Raw genomic sequence first — 21,562 nt, forward strand, 5'->3', positions numbered from 1 at the left:
GCACTCATGAAAACAGGCCTCCCCCGCAAACAAAAAGGTGCCGTGGCGATTGAGTTCGCTTTGGTGTTCATCATCTTTTTCGCCGTGTTTTATGGGCTGGTCAGTTACAGCCTGCCGCTGTTACTGATGCAATCGTTCAATCAATCGACGGCCGAAGCGGTGCGCCGCAGTGTGGCGCTGGACCCGAGCACCGCCAATTACGACACCGCCGTCAGAAACATAGCGACCACCGAATTGACCCGGCAGCTGGCCTGGATTCCCGCCGCGCTGAACTTCAATGTGGCCACTGACGCCAGTGCCACTTATATCGGTGGCGTGCTGACGGTCACCATCAACTACCCCACCAGTAAACTGAATCAGGTCCTGCCGTTTTTGGTGCTGCCGGGGATCGGCTCGGTGCCCAATCTGCCGGCAACCCTTACTGCCCGATCGAGCCTGCAATTTTGAGTTCCGGGGACAAGCTCTTCGGGCGCCTGCTCAATCGCCAACCGCCGCAGCCTTCGAACAGTGCGGACACTGCGAGCGTGCAACGTGTCGGTTTGCAGTTGCATCTGAATGACGAGGGCCGAGTGATTCAGCTGAGCGGCCCGCTGCGGCATCTGCTGGCGCAACAAATCCCCGGCGCACAGGCACCGCACCTGCTCGATTATCTGATGCCCCATAGCGGCCTGTCGGTCGAAGGCGCGCCTGCCGAGTGGCAGGGACAGAGCCTGGACCTGGATTTTTTCAGCCTCGGCGAACAACCCTTGCATCTGCGTGGCTGGGTGCAGCCGTTGGGCGAAAGCTGGCTGTTGCAGTTGATCGACATCGGCGACCTGCTGCTCGAACGTCGACAAGCGCGCAGCCGCGAACAATGCCAATTACTTGCGGCGCAGATCAGCGAACAGTTGCGCCTGTGCAGCCTGACGCGCTTGCCCGAGGTGCTGGCGGAGCAACTGCAAGGTCTGGCCCAGCGCTTTCAGATCCCTTGCATCGCCATGGCCTTGCTCGACGAACAGGCCGAGGGTTGGCTGATCCACCAGCATTACACGGCCTTCGATGCCCCCGGTTTGTGGGAAATCGACCAACGCCTGGGCACCGGTCTCGACAGTTTGAATGGCTCTGCACCTCAGCAACTGATTCCCAGCGAACACCCGCGCCTGCAAGGCATCTTCGGCAATGCCGAAGGGTTCGCGGTGCCGTACCACAATGCCCTGGGCGTGGTGGCCTGGTTGCTCTGTGGTTTCTACCCGGCGCAACAGCGTGCTCCCGACCTTAGCGAGCGCGACTGGTTGCAACTCACCGCAGCCTTGGCCGGCCCGCTGCTTGAGCGCTTGCGCGAGCATCAGCACCATCTGCAACTGGAGCGGCTGGAGTCTCTGCAAGCCTTGCTCGGCACTGGCTGGTGGGAGGTCTTCAGCGACACCGCCGAGGTGCAATTGGCGCCGTCGCTCGCCGATACGTTGAACCTTGCGAGTACTCGTTTGCCGCTGCACGACTGGCTCGAACAGATCCATCCCGCCGACCGTGAAGAGCTGACGATTCGCCTGCAAACCTTGCAGGACGAAGGCGCGCCGTTGCTGCTGTGCGTGCGCCTGCATCGCCCCGACGCAGCGCAAACGCCAATCTGGTATCGACTACAAGGTCAGGCCTTGGGCATCGGCAGAAACCGGCGGCTGGTGGGTTTCATGCTCGACATCAGCGACATCAAAAATCAAGAGCAGAACGCCGCTGCCGCCCATGCCCGGCTGGACAACCTGATCGCCAGTTCACCGGCGGTGATCTACGTGCAGCGCTATGTCGAAGGTGCGCTGCAACCGACATTTTTCAGCGACAGCTTGTTGCCGCTGCTCGGTTGGTCGCTCGCCGATTGTGCCGCCGGCGCGCTGGTGGAACGGGTTCACCCCGAGGACCGCGACGGCTATTTCGAGCGCACCCGGCAACTGCTGCGCGAAGGTTCAGTGCGTGCCCGTTATCGGCTGCGCGACAGTCGCGGCGATTACCACTGGCTGCTCGACGAAGCCAAACTGCTGCGCGACGATCTCGGGCTGCCAGTGGAAGCCGTGGGGCTGTGGCTGGATGTCACCGAAGCGACCTTGGCTGCCGAGAAAGTAAAACAGAGTGAAGAGCGCTATCGGATCCTGGTGGAAGATTCCCCGGCGATGATCTGCCGCTACCTTCCAGACCTGACGCTGACCTTCGGCAACCGCCCGCTGGCGACCTATCTGGAATGTCAGCCCGAGCAACTGCCGGGGGTCAACCTGGGCAGCTGGATGTCGCCGGAACAGCGTGAAGCGTTCCTCCAGCGCCTCAGTCACCTGAGCCCGGAGTTCCCGGTCAGCACTGCGGAAATCAACCTGCAACTGCCGGGACGGGAACACGCGTGGTGGGTCTGGTCGGATCGCGGGGTGTTCGACGAGCAAGGTCGTTTGCTTGAGATTCAGGCCGTGGGCCGCGACAACACCGAAGTCCGGCGTGCCCAACAGCAGCTCACCCAAAGCGCGAAAATGGCCACCCTCGGCGAAATGGCCACCGGGCTGGCCCATGAAATCAACCAACCGCTGAACGTGATGCGCATGGCCATCGTCAATGTGCTCAAGCGTCTGAGCAATGGCGATGCGCAAATCGATTACCTGACAGACAAACTCAACCGCATCGACGCGCAAGTCCAGCGCGCGGCGCGGGTGGTGGATCACATGCGGGTATTCGGTCGGCGTTCGGAGATCGAGCAGCACCCGTTCAATCCGGCTCAAGCCATCGAGGGCACGCTGTCACTGCTGTCCGAAGGCATGCGCGGCAAAGGCGTCGAGCTGCGGGTCAGCGAGACTGGATTTGAAGTGCAGGTGCGCGGTTACGTCGATCAGCTGGAACAGGTGCTGATCAATCTGATGGTCAACGCGCGGGATGCGCTGCTGAGCAAACGCGAGGCCGACCGGGAGTTCAAACCGTGGATTTCGGTGTACGCCGAACGTGATGAATACTCGGTGCGACTGTGGGTCGAGGACAACGGCGGCGGCATCGATCCACGGCTGCTGGAGCGGATTTTTGAACCGTTCTTCACCACCAAACCGGTGGGTGTCGGCACCGGGCTCGGGTTGTCGGTGAGTTACGGCATCGTCGAAAACATGGGCGGTAAGTTGAGTGTAAGAAATTCGACCGAGGGCGCGCGGTTTTGTATCGAGTTGCCGATTGTCGCAGACGATCAGATCACCAGCGTCGCGCGTCCCGAATGACAGCTGAGGTTGGCACCGACGTCGACCTTGTTCAAATCGATCCCAAGGCTCAACAGCAAGGTGTTGATCAAACTGTCGAGCAACGGGCTGAGCACGCTGTTGATCGCGCTGACCAGCAAGGTGGTGACGCTGCTCAGGATCGTCCCCAGACCACTGACAAGACTGCCCGACGGGCCATACATGTCCACGTGAATGTTAAGCGGCGTGTTGAGCAGACTGCTAACGATGCTGCTGGTGGTAAACGAGTAGTAGAACGGTGGCTGGTTGATTTCCGGCAGGCTGGTAGCGGGTGGTGCGGAATAGACGTGGGATATGTTGGCGTTCGCCGCCACGCTGGTGTCGGCAACGATATCGATACCGCCACCGACGCCGGGCACACGCGGATCGCAGGTGATAGGCAAGAACAGAATCCTGCGACAGGTTTTGATCCCGATATCGATCACCTTCAACGGCTGCACCGTGACCGCAGGCGGCGTGGTGTTGCTGCCGAACATGCTGGCCGCATCGATCCGGCCGATTTTCAGGTTCACCAGCGATGTACTGGTGCTGGTGGTCAGGGTTTTGTTGGTATTACTGACGCAGCTGTAGGCCGTGACGTAACTGCTGGCGCTGGCGACCTCCAGCGCCACGTCGAGCCGTATCGGCCCCGGCAACAGCTTGATGTCGGGTGTCTGGCAGGGCACGCCCAAGGCACAGGTCAGTGAATTGAGCACCGCCACCAGGTTGAGATTGAGCAAGGCATTGAGGGTGTTGGTCAGCGGCCCTGCAAGGTCCGCCACTGCATTGACCAGCGCCACAATGGCGTCGAGTGCCGGCAGGTCGATCGACAGCAATGTGCGCACCTGCGCGGTTCTCACGTAGATCCGATTGGGCCCCAGTGGATCCAGCGCCGCGTTTTTCGGGTTGCCGATTGCCGAGAGTTGCGGCGGCTCCAGCACCTGCACCCGGGCCGTGATTTGCGCCAGCCCCGCCAGATTGATCGGCAGCGTCGCCACCAGGCCATTTTTCTTGTTGGCCAGTTGCACGATGCCTTCAATCAGGTTGAACACACTCACGTTCGTCGCCAACGCCGAGATATTGCTGCCGTTCTCGACGTGCAGCATATTGCCCAGCACCACGGTCGTTGAGCCAGCGGCAACCTTGAGTGCTTGCAGACCGACGATGGTCGCCGTCGCGCCGAGTGTGCCGCCGGGGTCCAGCACATTGACGGCAGTCTGGATCAGCTGACTGACGGCCACCGAAGTACCCAACACTTGGTCATACCCGGCGGCGCTGAGGCCGAGGTCGACCTTCAATCGATCGAGGTAACCGAGCAGGCTGATGTTGGTGTTCACCAGACCCTGCCAGCCCGCCACGGAGAGGTTCAGATTGCTGCCCAGCAAACCACCGAACAGTCCATTGAGGGTGGTCGACTTGCTGGTATCGATAGTCAGCACCGTACTGCGAATGGTCAGCGATGCCAGCGGAGGTGGCAACGCCGCGACGGCGGTCGCGGTCAGGTTGAGGGTCGCCCCGGCTGGAGCGCCGCCGAACAGGGCGCCGATGCCGCCGGCAAAACTCTGCGGGACCGAATGGCTGGCGATCACCCGAATGGCTTCGCTGCTGCTCGCATTAACCGTAAAAACCCGAAGATTGTTGGCGTCCAGGGTCAAGGTGCCACAGGCTACCGCCAGACTGCGCGTGGGATCAGGAAGGGTGAAGTTGTTGCGGTTTGCGCTAGAGGTGGCATAGGCGGTAGCGGTTGCCCCCACGGCGCAATCACCGTTGCGCGTGGCAGCCTCCAGCGCGGCCATATCCGCCACCCGCTGCAAACTGCGCTTTTCCAGGTACAGGCGGCCGCTGTCGATCATGACCAGCAGAAACACCAAGGCCATGCCCAAGGCCAGCACCGCCATCAAACCGATCGCTCCCCGTTGCCGGGCCGGGCTACGAAACTGCAAGCGGAGAGACATGGCGCACTCCTTTGCCGGCGCACCGCCGAGGGCTACTTCCATTGGTGTGGAGCAGTGTAGTAGGCGCTTTCACAGGTTGCCGCAGATCAAACTCAAAAGATCGCAGCCTGCGGCAGCTCCTACAGGTGTACATCAATCCCCTGTAGGAGCTGCCGCAGGCTGCGATCTTTTGATCTTCCTGCTACTTATCTCGGTGGATAGTTAGCCAATATCCGCCCGACCGTCTCGCGGATTTTATTGCTACGGTCCTGCGGGTTCGGTGTGCGGCTGAGCGTCTGCTCGTCGCTGCCGCGCCACACCAGTTTGCCGTCCTTGCCATCAAGCAGGTCGACCTGGATGGTCGCTACCTTGTAGCTGACGTTGCGGGTTTCGGTGTACATCGGCCCGCCCCAGTAGCCGTACCATGGGCCACCATAACCGCCGCCATAGTTAGTACTCACCTGTTGCTGGCGATCTTCGACAATCAGATAGGCCTGTACCTTCAGATCCGAGCCAGCACCACCGGCGGCTGGTCGCAAGCCACGCTGATCCAGCTGATCGGCAACGGATTGGCGGATGCGTTGTTCGGTCAGGTCACTTTTGATCCGTGGGTCATCGGGACGGTATTGCACGGCGGGCTCTTTCCAGCTCCAGCTACGGTAGGCGGCAAAGTCGCGGCTGGCATCGAAGTCATGATTGACCTGGTTGGCGGCGCAGGCAGTGAGCAGCGCGGCCATGGCCAGTAAAGCGAGACGGCGGAACATGATTTTTCTCCGATAGAAGACATGCACCTGCGGGAGGCTTCTGGTAAAGGAAGCTAACTAGGAGGATACGCCGACATGGCCTTTTCGACAGCTTCGCGAATGGCATCGGCACGCTCGCTCTGGCTTCCCTGACTGCTGGTTTCGGCACTGGCGCTCCATACCGGCTGACCGGTGCTCGCGTCGAACAGATCGACTCGCACCACCACCACCACTTGTACCTGATAAGTGCGGATGACCGGCACCGTGTTGTACATGCCGTAACCGCTGCCGTAGCGGTTGTAACCGCCATAACCACCGCCGTAGTAACCCCCGCCGTAACCATAGTCGTCCTGCACCTGACGCAAGCGGGTTTCCAGATGCAAATCAGCGCTGACCAACAGGTCCGCCGGGCGGTTGTCGTGCAGCGGGCGCAAGCCGCGTTGATCGAGGGCATTGCTGACCGCTTCGGCCACCTGCGCCGAGTCGGCCCAGGCCGTGCCCGGTGGCAGGCGTCCGTTGAGCCAGGCCCAACTGCGGTAGCGGCCGTAATCCCGTGGCGGCGCCGGGTAGGCGCTGCGGTCGAAGGTGGTGGCGGCCTGGGGCGGTGCCGGTGGCAGGGGATTGGACGTCGCGACATAAGGGTTGCTGCCCTGACAGGCCGCCAACCCGAGACAGATCACCAGCAACCCTGAACGACTTTTCATTTCGCGCTCCGGTCAGATCGGCCGACAGATCCAGTGCAAATAGCGCCCAAGCCCGGCGAAGCTTGGGTGACGGCGGTGGGCCAGTTCCATTTCCAGCAAGTCCGGTAGCTCGACGCGGGCCTGGAATTCCACCGGCATATAGTCGTAAAAAACCCGCACCCCACTCTGGGTTTCGACCTGCCACATGCTCTCAAGTTGCGCCGCCAGTTCCCGTGGATCCAGTGGCTGCTGCGGAGTCAGGCTCTGCTTCTCGCCGGCCATGTCATTCTTGCGCATCTTGCGGAAATGGCCCTTGAGCAGGTTGCGGTAGATCAACGCATCGCGGTTGTAGAACGCCAGGGACAACCAGCCGTCCGGCTTCGTCAACTGATGCAGCACCGGCAGAATTGCATGGGGTTCGGCCAGCCATTCCAGCACGGCGTGGCACAGCACCAGATCGTAAGGTTCGGTGAGCTGACCGAGCAGGTCCTGCCACGGTGCCTGGATGAACGTCGCCGTCTGCCCCGCTTCGGCGAAGCGCTGGCGGGCACCTTCAAGCATCGGTTCGGCGGGTTCGGCGAGGGTCACCTGATGACCCCGCTCGGCCAGCCACAACGACATGTGGCCCAGGCCTGCGCCGATGTCCAGGACGCGCAACGGGCGGTCCGGCAGGGTTTCGGCCAGGTCGGCTTGCAGCACGGCGAGCCGGATCGCACCTTTGGCGCCACCGTAGATTTTTTCGGCGAAGCGAGTCGCCAGCTGATCGAAATGACGGTCGCTCATCAGCTGAACCGCCGTTCGCTGTCCGCGAGTTTGCTGCGCACCACTTCATTCATGTCCAACCCCAACTCGCTGCACAGCAGCAGTAGATACAGCACGATGTCGCCGATTTCCTGCCCGGCATGGGCGAGCTTGTCTGCCGGCAATTGACGCGACTGGTCTTCGGTCAGCCACTGGAAAATCTCCACCAGCTCGGACATTTCCACGCTTGCGGCCATGGCCAGGTTTTTCGGGCTGTGAAATTGCCGCCAGTCATTGCGGTCGCGAATGGCGTGCAGGCGTTCGGTCAGTTCAACAAGGTTCATCGGGCTCTCCTGAAGACGTATAGCTTCAGGGGGATGGCGGGTGAAGGCAAGTGACAACATTATTGCCTCGCACTTTGCGCCATACTAAAAAAGATCGCAGCCTTCGGCAGCTCCTACGCAGCACGATCCATAGCCCAACGCTCGGATCCGGCAACCACGCCACCACTCCATCGGGACGTACACATGCAGGTAGAAAGCTTTTTCGAATGGCTCGGCCAGATAATCGGTTCGGCCATCCGGTTCATCATCGACGCCCTCAGTGGTCTGTTCAACCTGTTGAGCAACGCCGGCAGCAATTTTGTCGAAGGGTTGGCCCAGGCGCTGGGCATGGACACTTCGATCGTCAGCATCATCACGCTGATCATCGGGCTGATGCTGCTATGGGCCGCGATCCGCGCCTTCATGAACGCATCGATCATCATGGGGATTATCTGGTTGTTGCTGGGATTGTGGTTGCTGAGCTGGATTGTTCACTAAAGCTGCGCCCAATTAATGTGGGAGCGGGCTTGCTCGCGAAAGCGGTGTGTCAGTCGACTGACATGTTGAATGTAAGAAAGCCTTCGCGAGCAAGCCCGCTCCCACATTAGATCTCTGATGTTTTGTAGATTGCGTTCGCTTAACTGAACACAATCTGCCGCTACAATGCAGGCGCCCCCAAGGAGCCTGCATGCCCAACCTGATTGCCGACTGGCGCGACCGTCCGACCCATCGTCGAGTCTGGGCGCTCGCCGCCCCGATGATTCTCTCGAACATTTCCGTACCGCTGGTGGCGCTGGTCGACAGTACCGTCGTCGGCCACCTGCCCCATGCTCATCAGCTCGGTGCTGTCGCAGTGGGTGCCAGTCTGTATACCTTTCTTGCCTGGGCCATGGGCTTTCTGCGCATGGGCTCCACCGGGTTCGCCGCCCAGGCTGCCGGGCGTGGGGATGGCGCAGCGTTGCGGCAGATTTTGCTCCAGGGTCTGCTGTTGGCCATGGGCCTGGCCATTCTTTTAGGGACGCTGGGCGTGCCGTTGAGCGGGGTCGCGTTGCACTTCATGCAACCGTCGGCGGAGCTGGATCAGCTCACCCGCGAATTCTTCCACACACGGCTGTTCGGCTTGCCGGCGGCGCTGGCCAGTTACGCGCTGGTGGGCTGGTTCCTCGGCACCCAGAACGCTCGAGCTCCGCTGGCGATTCTGCTGAGCACCAACCTGGTCAATATCGCGCTGAACCTGTGGTTCGTGCTCGGCCTGGAGTGGGGTGTGGTCGGCGCGGCCCGGGCCTCGGTGATCGCCGAGTGGACCGGCGCACTGATCGGCCTGTTCATGACCCGCAAAGCCCTGCGCGCCTACCCCGGCCATATCGCCTGGGCCGCGCTGGCGTTGTGGCAGAGTTGGCGCCCATTACTGGCGGTCAATCGCGACATCTTCATCCGCAGCCTGGCGTTGCAGTCGGTGTTTTTCCTGATCACTGTGCAGGGCGCACGGCTCGGCGATGCCACAGTTGCCGCCAATGCGTTGCTGCTTAACGGTCTGCTGCTGACCGCCCACGCGCTGGACGGTTTGGCCCACGCAGTCGAAGCACTGTGCGGACACGCCATCGGTGCTCGCGACCGAGAGGCCCTGCGCCGCTCATTGGTGGTGGCGTGCGGTTGGTCGTTGCTGGCGAGTGTGGGGTTTGCCTTGCTGTTTCTGCTCGCCGGGCACCTGTTCATCGAGATGCAGACCGACATCCAGAGCGTGCGCGACACCGCCTTCCTTTACCTGCCTTACCTCGCGGTGCTGCCGCTGATTGCTGTCTGGAGTTACCTGCTCGACGGCCTGTTCATCGGCGCCACCCGCGCTCGGGAAATGCGCAACGGCATGCTGCTGACGTTGATCCTGCTGCTGCCCTTCGCCTGGGCGCTGCAAGGCTTGGGCAACCATGGATTGTGGATAACCTTCCTGTTGTTCATGTTGCTGCGCAGCCTGACCCTTGGCGCGTTTGCCTGGTACTTGCGCAAGCACGACAGCTGGCTCAATGGATGACGAGGGTCTGCTTCAGGGTTGATCGTTCTGCCACAGGTTGCGCAATCTATCGAGACGCTCCTGCTGGGTGGCTCCCGACAACGGCTGCCCGGCCACTGCGTAGGGATGCTGCAAGCGCAACCATAACCAGCCATCGAGCACCGCACGTTCGCTGAAACCCAGCGCCAGTCCTTCCTGCAAGTAAGCCCACAAGCTGTTGTAGTCGGTGTTGGTGGATCGGCTCCAGCGCCAGGTGTGTTGTTCCAGCAGGCAGGTTTGCAAGGTCTCTCGCTGACGCAGGCTGAGGTTTTCTTCGATGGCCAGCGGCCGGACGGCAAGCCGCGGATTGAACAACTGCTGCCAGCCCTGACAGCCTATGGCCCGGTCGGCCCAGGTGCCGCCGAACCAGCGCAACTGATCGATCGGACCGAGCCAGCGACTCAGCTCCTGCGCATCGCAAGCATCGAAAAAATAACTCGCCGTGTGTGGGTTGTAGTAACTCAACAAGGCCCGGTGATGCAGACCCAAGGTGACCGCGAGCATGCGTCGCAAATGCTCCAGCAGCTGCGATGACGATGCTTCACTGACCAGCAGCAACCCGCTCCAGGTATGTGGCGCACTTTGGCACAGCTCGGCCAATGCCGGGCATTCGCGAAGGTCGACCAACACCGGCCCGCGCTCACGCAAGGGGTGAAATTCGGTGCCTTCGAACAGGCTGAACCATCGGGCATGAACAAACTGTTGCCGCAAACTCGCGCCGGCCTGAGGCACGCCCGGAACATCGAGCAACAGCCATTGCGGGGTCGGATCGACCGCTTGAGCGGCGATCATGCCGCACCGCTCTGGCCGAGCTGCATCGCCGCCCGGCAGGTGCAAAAGGACTGCGCGCAATGACTGAAACTGCCGCCGCCGGGCAGCAGGCACAGGAGGACCAAGGGTTCGCTGGATTGCAGCATGCCCAACAAGCCGTCGAACGCCGGGCCGGCATCGGTCGTCAAGGAGGGTTGCAGGTCGGGTATGACTGGATCTGCGCCGGGTAGAAATCCGCTGATCAAGGGTTGATCCGGATCGCCTTCGATAAAGCTCACCAGCACCTGCGCCCCTTCACTCAACGGCAGGGTGCCCGCGCCTTCCAGCTCGGGAGCCAACGGCAACCAGCAGTGGCTGGGCGCTGCGCCCTCCCCCTGGTAAAGCCAGTCAAACTGCACGGCAACCGATCTGGACAGATCCGGTTGAGACTCATCGACCTCGACCACCCACGCCCGCTGCAGGCTATGCATCCTGGGTTTCACGCCCGAATGAGGTGCCACCAAAGGCATTTCCTGCCCAACGGCGCGCAGTTGATTGCTATAGGGAAGCCCCGGTTCCTGGCCCCCTTGATGCTCGACATGGGTCAGTAGCCAGAGTCGATTCCAGTCCACACACGGATGGCCGGACAGCGGCATCAGTTGGCCGCTGCGCAACGTCGCCAGATTCGTCTGGCCTTCGGCGATCTGCCCGCAACCGTGAAGCTTGAACTGATGCACACCTGGCCGTTCGATCTCACCCTTGAAGACGCTCTCTTCGCCACGGATAAACTGCCCCAGGCCATCACCGAAAACCAGACAGTGTCCACGTGAGCCGTGTTCGAAGTAGTAATGAAGCCGTTCCTGGGCGCACAGACGCTGGAGAAATTGCAGGTCTGATTCCCGGTACTGCGTGCAGAAATCACGGGACGGGTAATCGCCGCTCAGGTCGAAGCGCCGACTCTTGTCGGCAATACCGTGTTCCTTGAGCACCTGAGCGAGAATCTCCGGCACCGAGCGCTGGCTGAATATCCGCTGATTGAAGCGCTGGGCCAGACACGCCAGCCTGGGCCCAAGACGCACACGACATAACCTGGGTTCACCTCCATTGCCGAGCTGAACGAGGCCCAGCAACTGCCCGTGAATACCCTGCCCCAAGGGCCCGAAGTGCAAAAAGGCCGAGCGATACAGCAGGCTTGCGAGGTCCAACGTTGGTTCAATGTTCAGCAGATCCACGTCGAACACAAAAGGCTCGCTGATGGCTTCACTACCGGTAAAGGCCAAGACCTCAAAGGGGTCAGGAAGACCCGCTATATCCAGACGAAATGACGGCTCGTTGACTGGATCGAACATCGGCGATTCTCTACAGGAGGGGCGGCCGGGGATTCTCGCTGAGAGACATGGCCGAGTAGAGTGCCGAAGTACAACTTAGGAAATGGCCTACGTGAAAAGAAGACCACATCGCTTGGATAGCCCGGTCCGTGGGTCATTTCGCTTAAAAAGAGAGAAGTGTCGCACCGGGTCATCTGAAATTTCCCCAACGTATGGAGAATTTTCAGACAACCCGATGAGAACGGAGCCTTACCTCAAGAAGACAGGTAAGACGAACGGGTCAGGCCCAAACGCAAGGCATCGAGGAACTGGGTGCGCTCGGCGGCGCTGATGCGGGCACTGGCGCACTTGTCGCGGTAGTGGGTCATCAGCTCCTCCGGCGACAAGTGCACGTAACGCAGCATGTCTTCGATGGTGTCGTGGGTTTCGATACCGGCGTGGTACACGCTGCCGTCGGCGTTCTGGTAGATGTTCACCGAGTCGGTGTCACCGAACAGGTTGTGCATGTCGCCGAGAATTTCCTGGTAGGCACCCACCAGGAAGATCCCCAGCAGATAGTCTTCGCCTTCGTTCAAACCGTGCACCGGCAAACTGGTCTCGATGCTCTGCTCGTCGACGTACTGCTTGATCTTGCCGTCGGAGTCGCAGGTCAGGTCTTGCAGCACCGCACGGCGCAGCGGCTCTTCGTCGAGACGGTGCAGCGGCAGGATCGGCAGGACCTGTCCAATGGCCCAGGTGTCCGGCAGGCTCTGGAATACCGAGAAGTTGCAGATGTACTTGTCGGCCAGCTTGTCGTTGAGTTCGTCGAGCACCTGACGGTGGGAACGCTGACGGGCCTTCAACGAGTTGTGCAGGCGGCGGCAAACGGCGAAGTAGCATTGCTCGGCCAGGGCTTTTTGCGCCAGGGTCAGCTTGCCATCGGCGTACTGAGTGGCCACGTCGCTCATGTAGTGCGTGGCGCGCCAGTAGGTTTCGGTGACCATTTCAATATCGGTCGGGCCGAGCAGGTCAACCAGCCACTGCACGGTTTCCGGCAGCTCTTCCTTGTTATCGATCTTCGGCACGTCGTCGTTGTGTTTCTCGACGTCGGTTACCTGAACCACCAGCATGGCGTGGTGAGCGGTCAGGGAGCGGCCGCTTTCAGAGAAGATGTTCGGGTGCGGCAGGCTCTGCGCGTCGCAGAACTCCTTGAGCATCCCGACCACGACACCGGCGTAATCGTCCATGTCGTAGTTGATCGAACTGGCGTTACGCGAGTGAGTACCGTCGTAGTCCACACCCAAACCGCCGCCGACGTCGATGTGATCCACCGGCAGGCCAAGGTTGCGCAGCTCGCCGTAATAACGGATCGCTTCCTTGAAGCCGTGCTGGTAGTCCGCCAGGTTGGCGATCTGCGAACCCATGTGGAAGTGCAGCAGGCGAATGCCTTGGTCCAGGCCTGCAGCGCGGAAACGCTCGACCACCGACAGCAGTTGCGCCGCCGACAGGCCGAACTTGGATTTTTCACCACCGGTGTCTGCCCACTTGCTTGACGCCAGGGACGACAGACGCACGCGCAAGCCGACCTGCGGCTTGACCTTGAGCGACGCCGCTTCTTCGATCACCAGACCGACTTCAGATTCTTTCTCGATCACGATGAACACGTTGTGGCCGAGCTTCTGGCCCATCAGCGCCAGACGGATGAACTCGCGGTCCTTGTAACCGTTGCAGACGATGGTGCCGCCCTTCGGTGCCAGCGCCAGTACCGCCAGCAGTTCCGGCTTGGAGCCGGCTTCCAGACCGATGGAAACGTCCTGGGTGGCGATGATGTTTTCGATCACCGCTTCCTGCTGGTTGACCTTGATCGGGTACAGCGCGGTGTACTTGCTCTGGTATTCCAGGCGCTCGATGTTGGCGTCGAACGCGCCGGTCAACTGACGTACGCGGTCTTGCAGGATGTCAGGGAAACGCACCAGCAACGGCAAGGACAAACCGCTTTTGCGCAGTTGGTCGACTTGCTCGAAGAGGTCGATAGGCGAACTGGTCGGACCGTTCGGACGAACTTCGACGCGACCGGCGTCATTGATCGCGAAATACCCGGCCCCCCAATGGCGAATCCCGTAAACACTGCGGCTGTCCGCAACTGTCCATTGGCTGCCATCGTCTTTGCGTGTGCGTCGTACGGACATCGAAGTCCCCTATAAAGAAGTCATAGAGCGTCGCCTGGGTTCAGGCCGGCGCAGTCTAAAGAATGAAAATGACGGTTCGTCAACGAGGGGGTAGACCTCGCTGACCGCGGTGAGTTTAGAAACCGGTCATGAACAGGCTCTGTGAAAACCATGAAGACGACGCCAGACCAGAATGAAATCGGGACTGGATCAAGCCGCGGGTGGTTTTCACAGAGGCTGCTAGCCGCCGGACTTCTTCGCCTTGAAACCGTGTTTGATCAGCTCGGCCAAGAGTAGCTCGACATGATCGCCCTGGATTTCGATGATCCCGTCTTTCAACGCCCCACCGGTCCCGCAACGTTTCTTCAACGTAGTGGCCAGATCCTTGAGCGCGTCTTCGGCCAACGGCACACCGGTGATGGTGGTCACCGTCTTGCCGCCACGGCCCTTGCTTTCGCGACGCACGCGAGCGATGCCGTCGCCGGCCGGGATAACGGTTTGTTTGCAGATGCAGGCATCCACCGGTTGACTGCAATCCGGGCAATGACGACCTGCGTCGGTGGAAAATACCAAGCCACCAAGGGCGGCGAAGGATGCGGCTTTTTTGGCCACCGGCAATCCTCTTGGGAGGACAAAGACTGGTCGTGGCAAGGCCATCGACCGCGAAGCCCCACTCAGGCAGGGGCAGCGCTACTGAAACGGTACAGCTCTGTGTATGAGCGTAGGAGCTGACGAGTGCAACGAGGCTGCGATCTTTTGATTTTGCCGTTAAATCAAGATCAAAAGATCGCAGCCTCGTTGCACTCGTCAGCTCCTACAACAAGCATTACCGGTTCAGTTTGAAAAGGTCGCGCAGTGTAACGGCAAAAACGCCGATTGCTAAGAGCCAATCGGCGCCAATTTATAGCTCTTTTGCGACGTTATTCCCTTGGGCGCGAAGATAGCGCTGCAAGGCCGCCAGAGAGTCCGGGCAATAAGGCTTCTGCGTGATTTCCAGCAGGACCTGATCGATCGGGATGAAGCGCGCTTCCAGCACTTCTTCCGGCTGCAGGATCAACGGACCGTCCCACACCGCCGAAAACGCCGAACACCAGAGTCGGTTGCCGGTGTCCTCGAAGAAAAAGTGATCATGGGCGGTCAGTTCCACACCGCTCACGCCCAACTCTTCTTCCAGCTCACGGGCCGCCGATTCGGCGTAAGTCTCAGTGGCCAGCACCATGCCGCCGGCCGCTACGTCCCAGTAACCGGGGTATATCGCTTTGCTCAGGGTGCGCCTGTGTACGCACAGTTCACCGGCGGAATTGAACAGCATGATGTAGGTGCCGCGCCCGATCAGTTCGCGTTCGCGCAGCTCGGAGCGAACCAGCGCGCCAAGCAGGTTGTCCTGCTCGTCGACCCAGGCGATCTGTTCGGCATCGGAGGCCGCGCGATGGGCGGCCTCACGCATGTCATCGACGGAGTTATCAACCATGACTCAGCCCTGATTGAGCAACTGACGCAAATCGATCACCGCAGCGTTGGCCCGGGAGATGTAATTGGCCATGACCAGCGAGTGGTTGGCCAGCACACCGAAGCCGCTGCCGTTGAGGATCATCGGGCTCCAGACCGGTTCTTGCGAGGCTTCCAGTTCACGAATGATCTGGCGCACGCTGACCGTGGCGTTCTTCTTCGCCAGTACATCGGCGAAGTCGACTTCGATGGCACGCAACAGGTGGGACAACGCCCAGGCCTGACCGCGGGCTTCGTAGAACACGTTATCGATCTGCAGCCACGGGGTTTCGACGACTTCTTCGTCAACCTGCGGCACCTGACCGAGCGCCGGGACTTCGGTTTTCAGTGCGGTGTTGAGCTTGACCCGGCCAACACTGGCCGACAGCCGTTGTGACAGCGAACCCAAACGGGTTCCCACATCACCCAACCAGTTGTTCAGGTTGTCGGCGCGGGCATAGAACAGCGCACTTTTCTGGTCAGGCCCCGACAGACGTGCCTGATAACGGCTCAGGGAGTTGATGCCTTCCTGATACTCGGACTCACTGGATGGCAGCACCCAGCTTTTGTTGTCGAAGTTGAAACGCGGCTCGGCCTTGGCCAGGTCGGCGTCTTCGGCGGACTGCGACTGCGAGCGGGCGAAGTCTTTACGCAACGCACGACTCAGGTCGCGGACCTGGACCAGCACGCCATATTCCCAGCTCGGCATGTTGTCCATCCACAGGCCCGGCGGGAAACGGTCGTTGGAAATATAGCCCCCCGGTTTGGTCAGCAAAGTACCGGCGACGGTCTTGAGGGTTTCCACCGTGGTGTACCCGACAACCATCTGCTTGCCTTCTTTCTCGGCCGCCACCTGGGCATTCTGCTGAACCGGGAACAGCGCCGGCTCCTGGCTCCAGTACCAGCCCAGCGCGATCGCCACCAACAGGTAAAGAACAATCAGAGTGGCCAGCGCCCGGCTGAACAACAGGCCGCCAAAATAACTGCGGGTGGCCGATTTCGGTTCAGCGGCACGCTCAGGCGCGCTGCCTGTGCGGTTCTTCCAGTCCAGCATGGCGGTATCCTTTCAATCACTTGAGTTCATCGGTTCGACCACAACCATACAACAACGTGCCTTTGACCGGCACCTGCCGTTGGGCTTATCCCGAAAATTACCGCCCGAACCTGTGGAAACCGTTGCCAATGAACTCAAGCATCCATGCCCGCGCTAAACGCCGATGACCTCCATTGAAATCTGCCGCACCTCGGCCGGCGCAAAAAGATGGGCGATGCCTTCGCCGTCGGTTTTTCTCTGGGCAGCCTGCCCGTCCACGGTCGCGATGTAATGCTGCTGCGCCAGCGGCTCGGCCGTTACGCTGTCGACGAGGCGGAAGATTCTTGGCGATCGTGAGGCCTGGACTGGCGGATTCTTCATCAATTCGATGATCTTCTGATCGAAGATCCGGACCGGTATCGGCCAGTCGCCAAAGTCAGCCTCCGCCCGGATCAGCCACCATTCGCCACGCTCGACCTGCTCCAGCACCTCGCTGTCGATATCAATCAGCAGGTCCGCACGCAACTCGTCGAGGCCTTCGACGGGTTGCCGATCAAGCAACGCCTGGCGCACGTGATCCAGCGCTTGCTCACTGGAATATGCATGCTGGCGCTCCCACGCGGACAGATGCATTTCATTGACCAGCCTCATACTTGAGTCTCGGCGCTCCATTCGTCAGAGCCCATGGTTCGGCTGATCTCATGCCGCCAATAGATCCGTCGGTAACTGAAGTGGACCTTTTCCAGCTGAGTGAGGTAAGCAGTAGCGGGATCCTGGCAATGCGGCATCAGCACTTCGGCGCCGATGATCACCGCGTCTTCAAGCTCCATCGTGTAGAAATGCTCCTGCGTTCCGTGAGCCGAGGTGCGATACCACTCGACGCGGCACTTGCTGAGCAACTCCCCGGAGCACAGAGCGATGTTGATCAGCGGTGATGCCTTGTCGATGGCTTTGGTGACGACCAGGGGTTTGTGCATCCGACGCCCGGCTCCCGACCCTTTCGGTACGAAGATGCCGTGGCTGAGGGCCTGAATCATGATCTGGTCTTCACGACCCAATTGGTAGACGTTGCCCACCGATGCCTCGGTGAAGGCCCCGGCGCTGATCAAGCCTTGTCGTTCACCTTTGAGGGTCATGAAAGCGGGGGTTGGCATGGTGCGGCTCCTTTTTAGTTGGGTTGCGGGGCGGGGAAGTGACTGGGTTCGTCGTACATGTCTTCGATTTCGTCGAAGGGCGTCCAGGGTTTGGCGAGTGCGAGGGTGATGAGGTAGCGTTCTTCGGTCGGATTTCGGTAATCCTCGAAGCGACCCAGGACCAGCATGACCTGATACTTGTCGCCGGCTTGCCAATTGGATTGCCCGTGCAGAATCCCTTTCCGAAGCCAGGCTCGCCATTCAGGGGTATCGGCGATCGTGGGATTTCTTCGCAGCCCCTTCGCCACCCAGCCTTTTTCACGCCATTGGTCTTGCAGGTCGAGAACCACCTTGAGGGCATCATCGATTAGTAGCGGCTCGACCTGCGGGGACATGCGGATGCCGTAAATGACATTGTCATCAAAGTCGACAGTAAAAAAGCGCGCCGCAGGCGTGGTGAACCCAAACTGCGGATCGACGAATCGCAATCTTGCATCGGTCATGGGAATACCGAACCAGATGTGCCCGCGTATCTCCGGACTAAAGGGGGCTGAAGAGTTTCTGCGCAGATCTTCATACGTCCCCCCCATTTCCAAGACGATTTCGGGTTCATCCCAGAGAGTTTGCGTCAGCTGATGTATGGCGGCCCATGTCAAGACAGCCAGCAGTAAAAGGTTCGCCGCGTAGCGCCAATCGAACAGCCGTGGTCGCAGATTCATAGCTTGCTACCGCTCGATACGATCTCGTTAATCGACTGTTCTAATGCATTACGGTTGTGGTCGTTGAGCATCTGATCAAAGCGTGCTGCTGCCTGAAGTACGAACTCCATTCGCTGATTGATCTCTGACAAGTCCGCCAGTGGGTTGCTGCCAAAGCCGATGGTGCGACCATCCGTGACGCGCTGGCATTGACTGGTGAGTGTCAACTCAATTGCCTGGGCAACACCTGAAGGAAAACCTGTGACGTAGGAAGCGTGGTTGCCTCGCAGCAAAGCTGTCAGTTGGCGGTCTTTATAAATTGTCGGCTGCAGAATATTTTTTTGTTCATGCAACGCCAAATACTCCACGCTCCTGGCAATGTCCCCTGCTTCTATCGCCTCAAAAGCCAGCAAAACTTCGGGATAATCCCGTCCGAACTGGAGCTTTTCCTGCCCAACCGGCCATAGCACCGGAAACTTTGGATGCCCATAGATTTCGACCCGAGCGTCCAGGCACTGCTTCAACTCCTTCAATCCCCGCTTCGCATAAAACTCATGCAGCGGATAAACATCCAGAAACAACGTGGTATTCCCCAACGCCATCATGTCGTACACATGTCGGAATTGTTGCTGCACCAATGACAAGTCCTCTTCTGCGGAACGGAAATCCACAGAGGGCACAGGATTGCGAGCATCGGCTTCTTTATAGTCACGCAACGCGCCTGCCTGTTCGGACATCCTGTCCGGAGTCAAAATCCCTGACTCACGGCGACTGTCCCGCAAACGCTGCCGCGCTTCATACTCATCGCGAATAAGATCAATGCTGTCCGCCGCATGGAGCAGTCCGCAACCAACCTGCTTCGAGGCGAAGGCCGCTAACCCTGCCCACTGGAAGCGCCGGTCATGCAGCCACAATCGGGCGTAAGCGGCATTGATCGCACGGTTACGCTCTACCGGGTCAGCAATCAATTCACCATCCGGTGCGACGATTTTTTCTGCCTCACGCTGATAGGTACGCCAGAGGCATGAGCAAGTAAGAATCGGCACGTCCGTAACCAGGGTCTTGCTGCCATAAAGCCGCACCTCCTTACACTCACAGTCAGCAACGGGCGTGCTGTTGTGATTCAGGCGCTGATCATCGATGGGGTGTTCTTTGAAACACTGGGTCATGGTTTGCGGACGAGCGTCTAAGGGAATCCCTGAACCCTAACAGTCGTAAACGCCGCCCGAATCATGCCAATGAAAAATCAGAAATCCCTGACAGACGACGTATGCCGGACGCTCGGAAGTTCCTCTGAAACAAGCGGGAAACGTCCAGAAACAGCCTATACGCTGGCTCATGTGGACATCGACCGGAAAAACAAAACCGACCGGTCAGAAACTGAATGAAGTCGCTTTGCAGATTATTGACGTACGACACTCATGCAATCGAAAAGAGGTGCTAGCATAGAGCCACCAGTCGATCTCAGCATGCACCCTAACTAGTAGTCAGGATATGACCGAGCCAGAAGACCCCAGCCGTGAGCGCCTCAAGCACCACTTTGCCCAGCGGGTAATTCATCAGGCACGTCAAATTCTTGAGATATGGCAACGCCTGCAACGCAACGAATGGTCCACCACCGACTTGTCGGAGCTGAGTGAGGCCAATCTGCGCTTGCTGCGCTTTGCCGAACGTTTCGAACAGCCGGAACACACCCAGCTGGCGCGCCACATCGGCCAGTCGCTGGAAGCGGTCGACGCCAATCGCGGACGTCTGAGCAGCGGACTGATCACTGACCTCAATCGCCTGATGCAGCGCCTGTCCCGCACCGGCCTGCGTCATGGCGACCAGCTCGAACACACTTTTCTGCCGCCGCTGCGCAAACCGATCTACGTGATGTTGCAGGATCACGACCGGGCCGAGCGGCTGGCCAAGCAACTTGAATTCTTCGGGCTCAGCGCTCAATCCCTCGACAGTGTCGCCGCGTTCCGCTCCTCGATGGTCGAGCGGTTGCCGGCGGCGATTGTCATGGACGTCGATTTCAGCGGCGCCGGCATCGGTCTGAAACTGGCGGCCGAAGCTCAGGAAGGCCTCGATCAGCCCTTGCCGCTGTTGTTTTTCAGCCTGCACGAAACCGATACCCCGACCCGCCTCGCCGCCGTGCGCGCCGGTGGCCAGGAATTTCTCACCGGCACCCTCGAAGCCTCGAGCCTGCTGGAAAAGATCGAAGTCCTGACCTGCGTCGCCCAGTACGAACCTTATAAAGTGCTGATCATCGACGACTCTCGCGCCCAGGCCTTGCACACCGAACGCCTGCTCAACAGCGCCGGGATCGTCACGCGGACCTTGATCGAACCGATCCAGGCCATGGCCGAACTGGCGGACTTCCAGCCGGACCTGATCATCCTCGACATGTACATGCCGGCCTGCACCGGCACGGAACTGGCCAAGGTGATCCGGCATAACGACCGCTATGTCAGCGTGCCGATCATTTATCTGTCGGCCGAAGACGACCTGGACAAGCAACTCGACGCCATGAGCGAGGGCGGCGACGATTTCCTCACCAAACCGATCAAGCCACGGCACCTGATCACCACCGTGCGCAACCGCGCGGCGCGAGCACGCAATCTGAAGGCGCGGATGGTGCGCGACAGCCTGACCGGTTTGTACAACCACACCCACATTCTGCAATTGCTCGAAGACTGTTCATTCCGCGCCCGCCGCGAAAACAAGCCGCTGAGCTTTGCGATGCTCGACATCGACCACTTCAAACGGGTCAACGACGGCCACGGCCATCCCATGGGCGACCGGGTGATCAAGAGCCTGGCGCTGTTCCTCAAGCAACGGTTACGCAAGACCGACTTCATCGGCCGTTACGGCGGTGAAGAGTTCGCCATCGTCATGCCGGACACTGATATCGAATCGGCCTACAAGGTGCTCGATGAAATCCGTCAGCGCTTTGCCGAAATTCACTACCCGGCTCAGCCCCAGGACCTCTGGTGCACCTTCAGCGCCGGCGTCGTCGAATTGCGCGAAGACTCTGACAGCCTGCTGATGGCCAGCCAGGCGGACGAGGCGCTGTACCGTGCGAAGAACGCCGGACGTAACCGCGTACAAGCCGCGCGGGAGTCAAAGCAAAGTGCCACTTTTTCATCGGAATCGACCCATTCGGTCATAACTCTGTAACAGAAACGCAATAACTTCAGGCACTTACCATTCTGCCGTTGGTAGACCATGATGCGCCTGAAGCTGTTGACCAATCTCAATACCCTCCTTCTGGTCGCCGTGTGCGTGGCCCTTGGCGCCACACTCTGGTGGTCGCAAAA

20 protein-coding genes are annotated in these 21,562 nt (G+C 59.9%); 5 read left to right on the plus strand and 15 right to left on the minus strand.

Features of this window, described 5'->3' with window-relative positions:
* Nucleotides 1–6: 6 nt before the first annotated feature.
* Both F6R97_RS11215 and F6R97_RS11220 read left to right on the plus strand, forming a co-directional pair.
* Nucleotides 7–447: a TadE/TadG family type IV pilus assembly protein gene (locus tag F6R97_RS11215; protein ID WP_007907464.1), complete on the plus strand. Its 441-nt coding sequence runs from the start codon at nt 7–9 to the stop codon at nt 445–447.
* Complete coding sequence (locus F6R97_RS11220) at nt 444–3,212, plus strand: ATP-binding protein (RefSeq protein WP_315866543.1); 2,769 nt, start codon at nt 444–446, stop codon at nt 3,210–3,212. The genes F6R97_RS11215 and F6R97_RS11220 overlap by 4 nt, the downstream gene beginning before the upstream one ends.
* Here F6R97_RS11220 and F6R97_RS11225 read toward each other — a convergent pair.
* The 5 genes from F6R97_RS11225 to F6R97_RS11245 all read right to left on the minus strand — a co-directional run bounded on the left by F6R97_RS11225 (nt 3,182) and on the right by F6R97_RS11245 (nt 7,654).
* Nucleotides 3,182–5,164, minus strand: coding sequence for a pilus assembly protein TadG-related protein (locus tag F6R97_RS11225; protein ID WP_038978798.1), 1,983 nt, complete (start codon nt 5,162–5,164; stop codon nt 3,182–3,184). The two genes, F6R97_RS11220 and F6R97_RS11225, sit on opposite strands and share 31 nt — an antisense overlap.
* A 185-nt stretch (nt 5,165–5,349) precedes the next feature.
* Entirely contained in the window at nt 5,350–5,907 is a 558-nt protein-coding gene (locus F6R97_RS11230) for a DUF4136 domain-containing protein (protein ID WP_038978797.1), read from the minus strand.
* 53 nt (nt 5,908–5,960) lie between these two features.
* Entirely contained in the window at nt 5,961–6,590 is a 630-nt protein-coding gene (locus F6R97_RS11235) for a DUF4136 domain-containing protein (RefSeq protein WP_315866544.1), read from the minus strand.
* Between the two features lie 12 nt (nt 6,591–6,602).
* Nucleotides 6,603–7,352, minus strand: a complete 750-nt coding sequence (locus tag F6R97_RS11240) for a methyltransferase domain-containing protein (RefSeq protein WP_030128232.1) — start codon at nt 7,350–7,352, stop codon at nt 6,603–6,605.
* Entirely contained in the window at nt 7,352–7,654 is a 303-nt protein-coding gene (locus F6R97_RS11245) for a MazG-like family protein (RefSeq protein WP_008011269.1), read from the minus strand. The genes F6R97_RS11240 and F6R97_RS11245 overlap by 1 nt, the downstream gene beginning before the upstream one ends.
* 183 nt (nt 7,655–7,837) lie before the next feature.
* On the opposite strand from F6R97_RS11245, the gene F6R97_RS11250 reads away from it, so the two are divergent.
* Both F6R97_RS11250 and F6R97_RS11255 read left to right on the plus strand, forming a co-directional pair.
* Nucleotides 7,838–8,131, plus strand: coding sequence for a hypothetical protein (locus tag F6R97_RS11250; protein WP_008011267.1), 294 nt, complete (start codon nt 7,838–7,840; stop codon nt 8,129–8,131).
* A gap of 190 nt (nt 8,132–8,321) precedes the next feature.
* Nucleotides 8,322–9,662 (plus strand): MATE family efflux transporter, encoded by a 1,341-nt coding sequence (locus tag F6R97_RS11255; RefSeq protein ID WP_038978794.1) that lies wholly within the window; start codon nt 8,322–8,324, stop codon nt 9,660–9,662.
* A gap of 12 nt (nt 9,663–9,674) precedes the next feature.
* On the opposite strand, the gene F6R97_RS11260 is transcribed toward F6R97_RS11255, so the two are convergent.
* The 10 genes from F6R97_RS11260 to F6R97_RS11305 form a co-directional block, all read right to left on the minus strand.
* Nucleotides 9,675–10,472 carry a DUF4123 domain-containing protein gene (locus tag F6R97_RS11260; RefSeq protein ID WP_038978793.1) on the minus strand — a complete coding sequence of 266 codons (798 nt, stop codon included), beginning with the start codon at nt 10,470–10,472 and terminating at the stop codon, nt 9,675–9,677.
* Nucleotides 10,469–11,779, minus strand: a complete 1,311-nt coding sequence (locus tag F6R97_RS11265) for a contractile injection system protein, VgrG/Pvc8 family (protein WP_315866545.1) — start codon at nt 11,777–11,779, stop codon at nt 10,469–10,471. Before F6R97_RS11265 ends, F6R97_RS11260 begins: the two co-directional genes overlap by 4 nt.
* Before the next feature lie 233 nt (nt 11,780–12,012).
* Entirely contained in the window at nt 12,013–13,926 is a 1,914-nt protein-coding gene (gene speA / locus F6R97_RS11270) for an arginine decarboxylase (protein WP_007907445.1), read from the minus strand.
* Between the two features lie 219 nt (nt 13,927–14,145).
* Nucleotides 14,146–14,517: a translation initiation factor Sui1 gene (locus tag F6R97_RS11275; protein WP_007907444.1), complete on the minus strand. Its 372-nt coding sequence runs from the start codon at nt 14,515–14,517 to the stop codon at nt 14,146–14,148.
* Between the two features lie 289 nt (nt 14,518–14,806).
* Nucleotides 14,807–15,376: an NUDIX hydrolase gene (locus F6R97_RS11280; RefSeq protein WP_038978790.1), complete on the minus strand. Its 570-nt coding sequence runs from the start codon at nt 15,374–15,376 to the stop codon at nt 14,807–14,809.
* Nucleotides 15,377–15,379: 3 nt separating this feature from the next.
* Entirely contained in the window at nt 15,380–16,447 is a 1,068-nt protein-coding gene (locus F6R97_RS11285) for a DUF2333 family protein (protein ID WP_008011254.1), read from the minus strand.
* 153 nt (nt 16,448–16,600) lie between these two features.
* A complete protein-coding gene (locus F6R97_RS11290; protein WP_038978789.1) occupies nt 16,601–17,077 on the minus strand; it encodes a hypothetical protein in 477 nt (158 codons plus the stop codon).
* On the minus strand, nt 17,074–17,580 hold the full coding sequence (locus F6R97_RS11295; protein ID WP_038978788.1) for an Hcp family type VI secretion system effector: 507 nt from the start codon (nt 17,578–17,580) through the stop codon (nt 17,074–17,076). Before F6R97_RS11295 ends, F6R97_RS11290 begins: the two co-directional genes overlap by 4 nt.
* 14 nt (nt 17,581–17,594) lie before the next feature.
* Nucleotides 17,595–18,278 (minus strand): hypothetical protein, encoded by a 684-nt coding sequence (locus F6R97_RS11300; protein ID WP_315866546.1) that lies wholly within the window; start codon nt 18,276–18,278, stop codon nt 17,595–17,597.
* Nucleotides 18,275–19,426, minus strand: a complete 1,152-nt coding sequence (locus tag F6R97_RS11305) for a DUF2515 family protein (protein WP_038978786.1) — start codon at nt 19,424–19,426, stop codon at nt 18,275–18,277. Before F6R97_RS11305 ends, F6R97_RS11300 begins: the two co-directional genes overlap by 4 nt.
* Before the next feature lie 325 nt (nt 19,427–19,751).
* Here F6R97_RS11305 and gcbA point away from each other — a divergent pair, with 325 nt between their 5' ends.
* Nucleotides 19,752–21,422: a diguanylate cyclase GcbA gene (gene gcbA / locus F6R97_RS11310; RefSeq protein WP_038978785.1), complete on the plus strand. Its 1,671-nt coding sequence runs from the start codon at nt 19,752–19,754 to the stop codon at nt 21,420–21,422.
* Nucleotides 21,423–21,562: the final 140 nt, after the last annotated feature.

Source organism: Pseudomonas sp. JV414, assembly GCF_032424305.1.
GTDB classification, from domain to species: Bacteria; Pseudomonadota; Gammaproteobacteria; order Pseudomonadales; family Pseudomonadaceae; genus Aquipseudomonas; species Aquipseudomonas lini.

Excerpts from the sequence above, each read along its gene's own strand:
- F6R97_RS11255 (WP_038978794.1), top strand. The coding sequence starts at position 8,322 with ATGCCCAACCTGATTGCCGACTGGCGCGACCGTCCGACCCATCGTCGA.
- F6R97_RS11245 (WP_008011269.1), bottom strand. The coding sequence starts at position 7,654 with ATGAACCTTGTTGAACTGACCGAACGCCTGCACGCCATTCGCGACCGC.
- speA (WP_007907445.1), bottom strand. The coding sequence starts at position 13,926 with ATGTCCGTACGACGCACACGCAAAGACGATGGCAGCCAATGGACAGTT.
- gcbA (WP_038978785.1), top strand. The coding sequence starts at position 19,752 with ATGACCGAGCCAGAAGACCCCAGCCGTGAGCGCCTCAAGCACCACTTT.
- F6R97_RS11215 (WP_007907464.1), top strand. The coding sequence starts at position 7 with ATGAAAACAGGCCTCCCCCGCAAACAAAAAGGTGCCGTGGCGATTGAG.
- F6R97_RS11290 (WP_038978789.1), bottom strand. The coding sequence starts at position 17,077 with ATGAGGCTGGTCAATGAAATGCATCTGTCCGCGTGGGAGCGCCAGCAT.
- F6R97_RS11250 (WP_008011267.1), top strand. The coding sequence starts at position 7,838 with ATGCAGGTAGAAAGCTTTTTCGAATGGCTCGGCCAGATAATCGGTTCG.
- F6R97_RS11280 (WP_038978790.1), bottom strand. The coding sequence starts at position 15,376 with ATGGTTGATAACTCCGTCGATGACATGCGTGAGGCCGCCCATCGCGCG.
- F6R97_RS11235 (WP_315866544.1), bottom strand. The coding sequence starts at position 6,590 with ATGAAAAGTCGTTCAGGGTTGCTGGTGATCTGTCTCGGGTTGGCGGCC.
- F6R97_RS11285 (WP_008011254.1), bottom strand. The coding sequence starts at position 16,447 with ATGCTGGACTGGAAGAACCGCACAGGCAGCGCGCCTGAGCGTGCCGCT.
- F6R97_RS11260 (WP_038978793.1), bottom strand. The coding sequence starts at position 10,472 with ATGATCGCCGCTCAAGCGGTCGATCCGACCCCGCAATGGCTGTTGCTC.
- F6R97_RS11305 (WP_038978786.1), bottom strand. The coding sequence starts at position 19,426 with ATGACCCAGTGTTTCAAAGAACACCCCATCGATGATCAGCGCCTGAAT.
- F6R97_RS11225 (WP_038978798.1), bottom strand. The coding sequence starts at position 5,164 with ATGTCTCTCCGCTTGCAGTTTCGTAGCCCGGCCCGGCAACGGGGAGCG.
- F6R97_RS11265 (WP_315866545.1), bottom strand. The coding sequence starts at position 11,779 with ATGTTCGATCCAGTCAACGAGCCGTCATTTCGTCTGGATATAGCGGGT.
- F6R97_RS11295 (WP_038978788.1), bottom strand. The coding sequence starts at position 17,580 with ATGCCAACCCCCGCTTTCATGACCCTCAAAGGTGAACGACAAGGCTTG.
- F6R97_RS11300 (WP_315866546.1), bottom strand. The coding sequence starts at position 18,278 with ATGAATCTGCGACCACGGCTGTTCGATTGGCGCTACGCGGCGAACCTT.
- F6R97_RS11230 (WP_038978797.1), bottom strand. The coding sequence starts at position 5,907 with ATGTTCCGCCGTCTCGCTTTACTGGCCATGGCCGCGCTGCTCACTGCC.
- F6R97_RS11240 (WP_030128232.1), bottom strand. The coding sequence starts at position 7,352 with ATGAGCGACCGTCATTTCGATCAGCTGGCGACTCGCTTCGCCGAAAAA.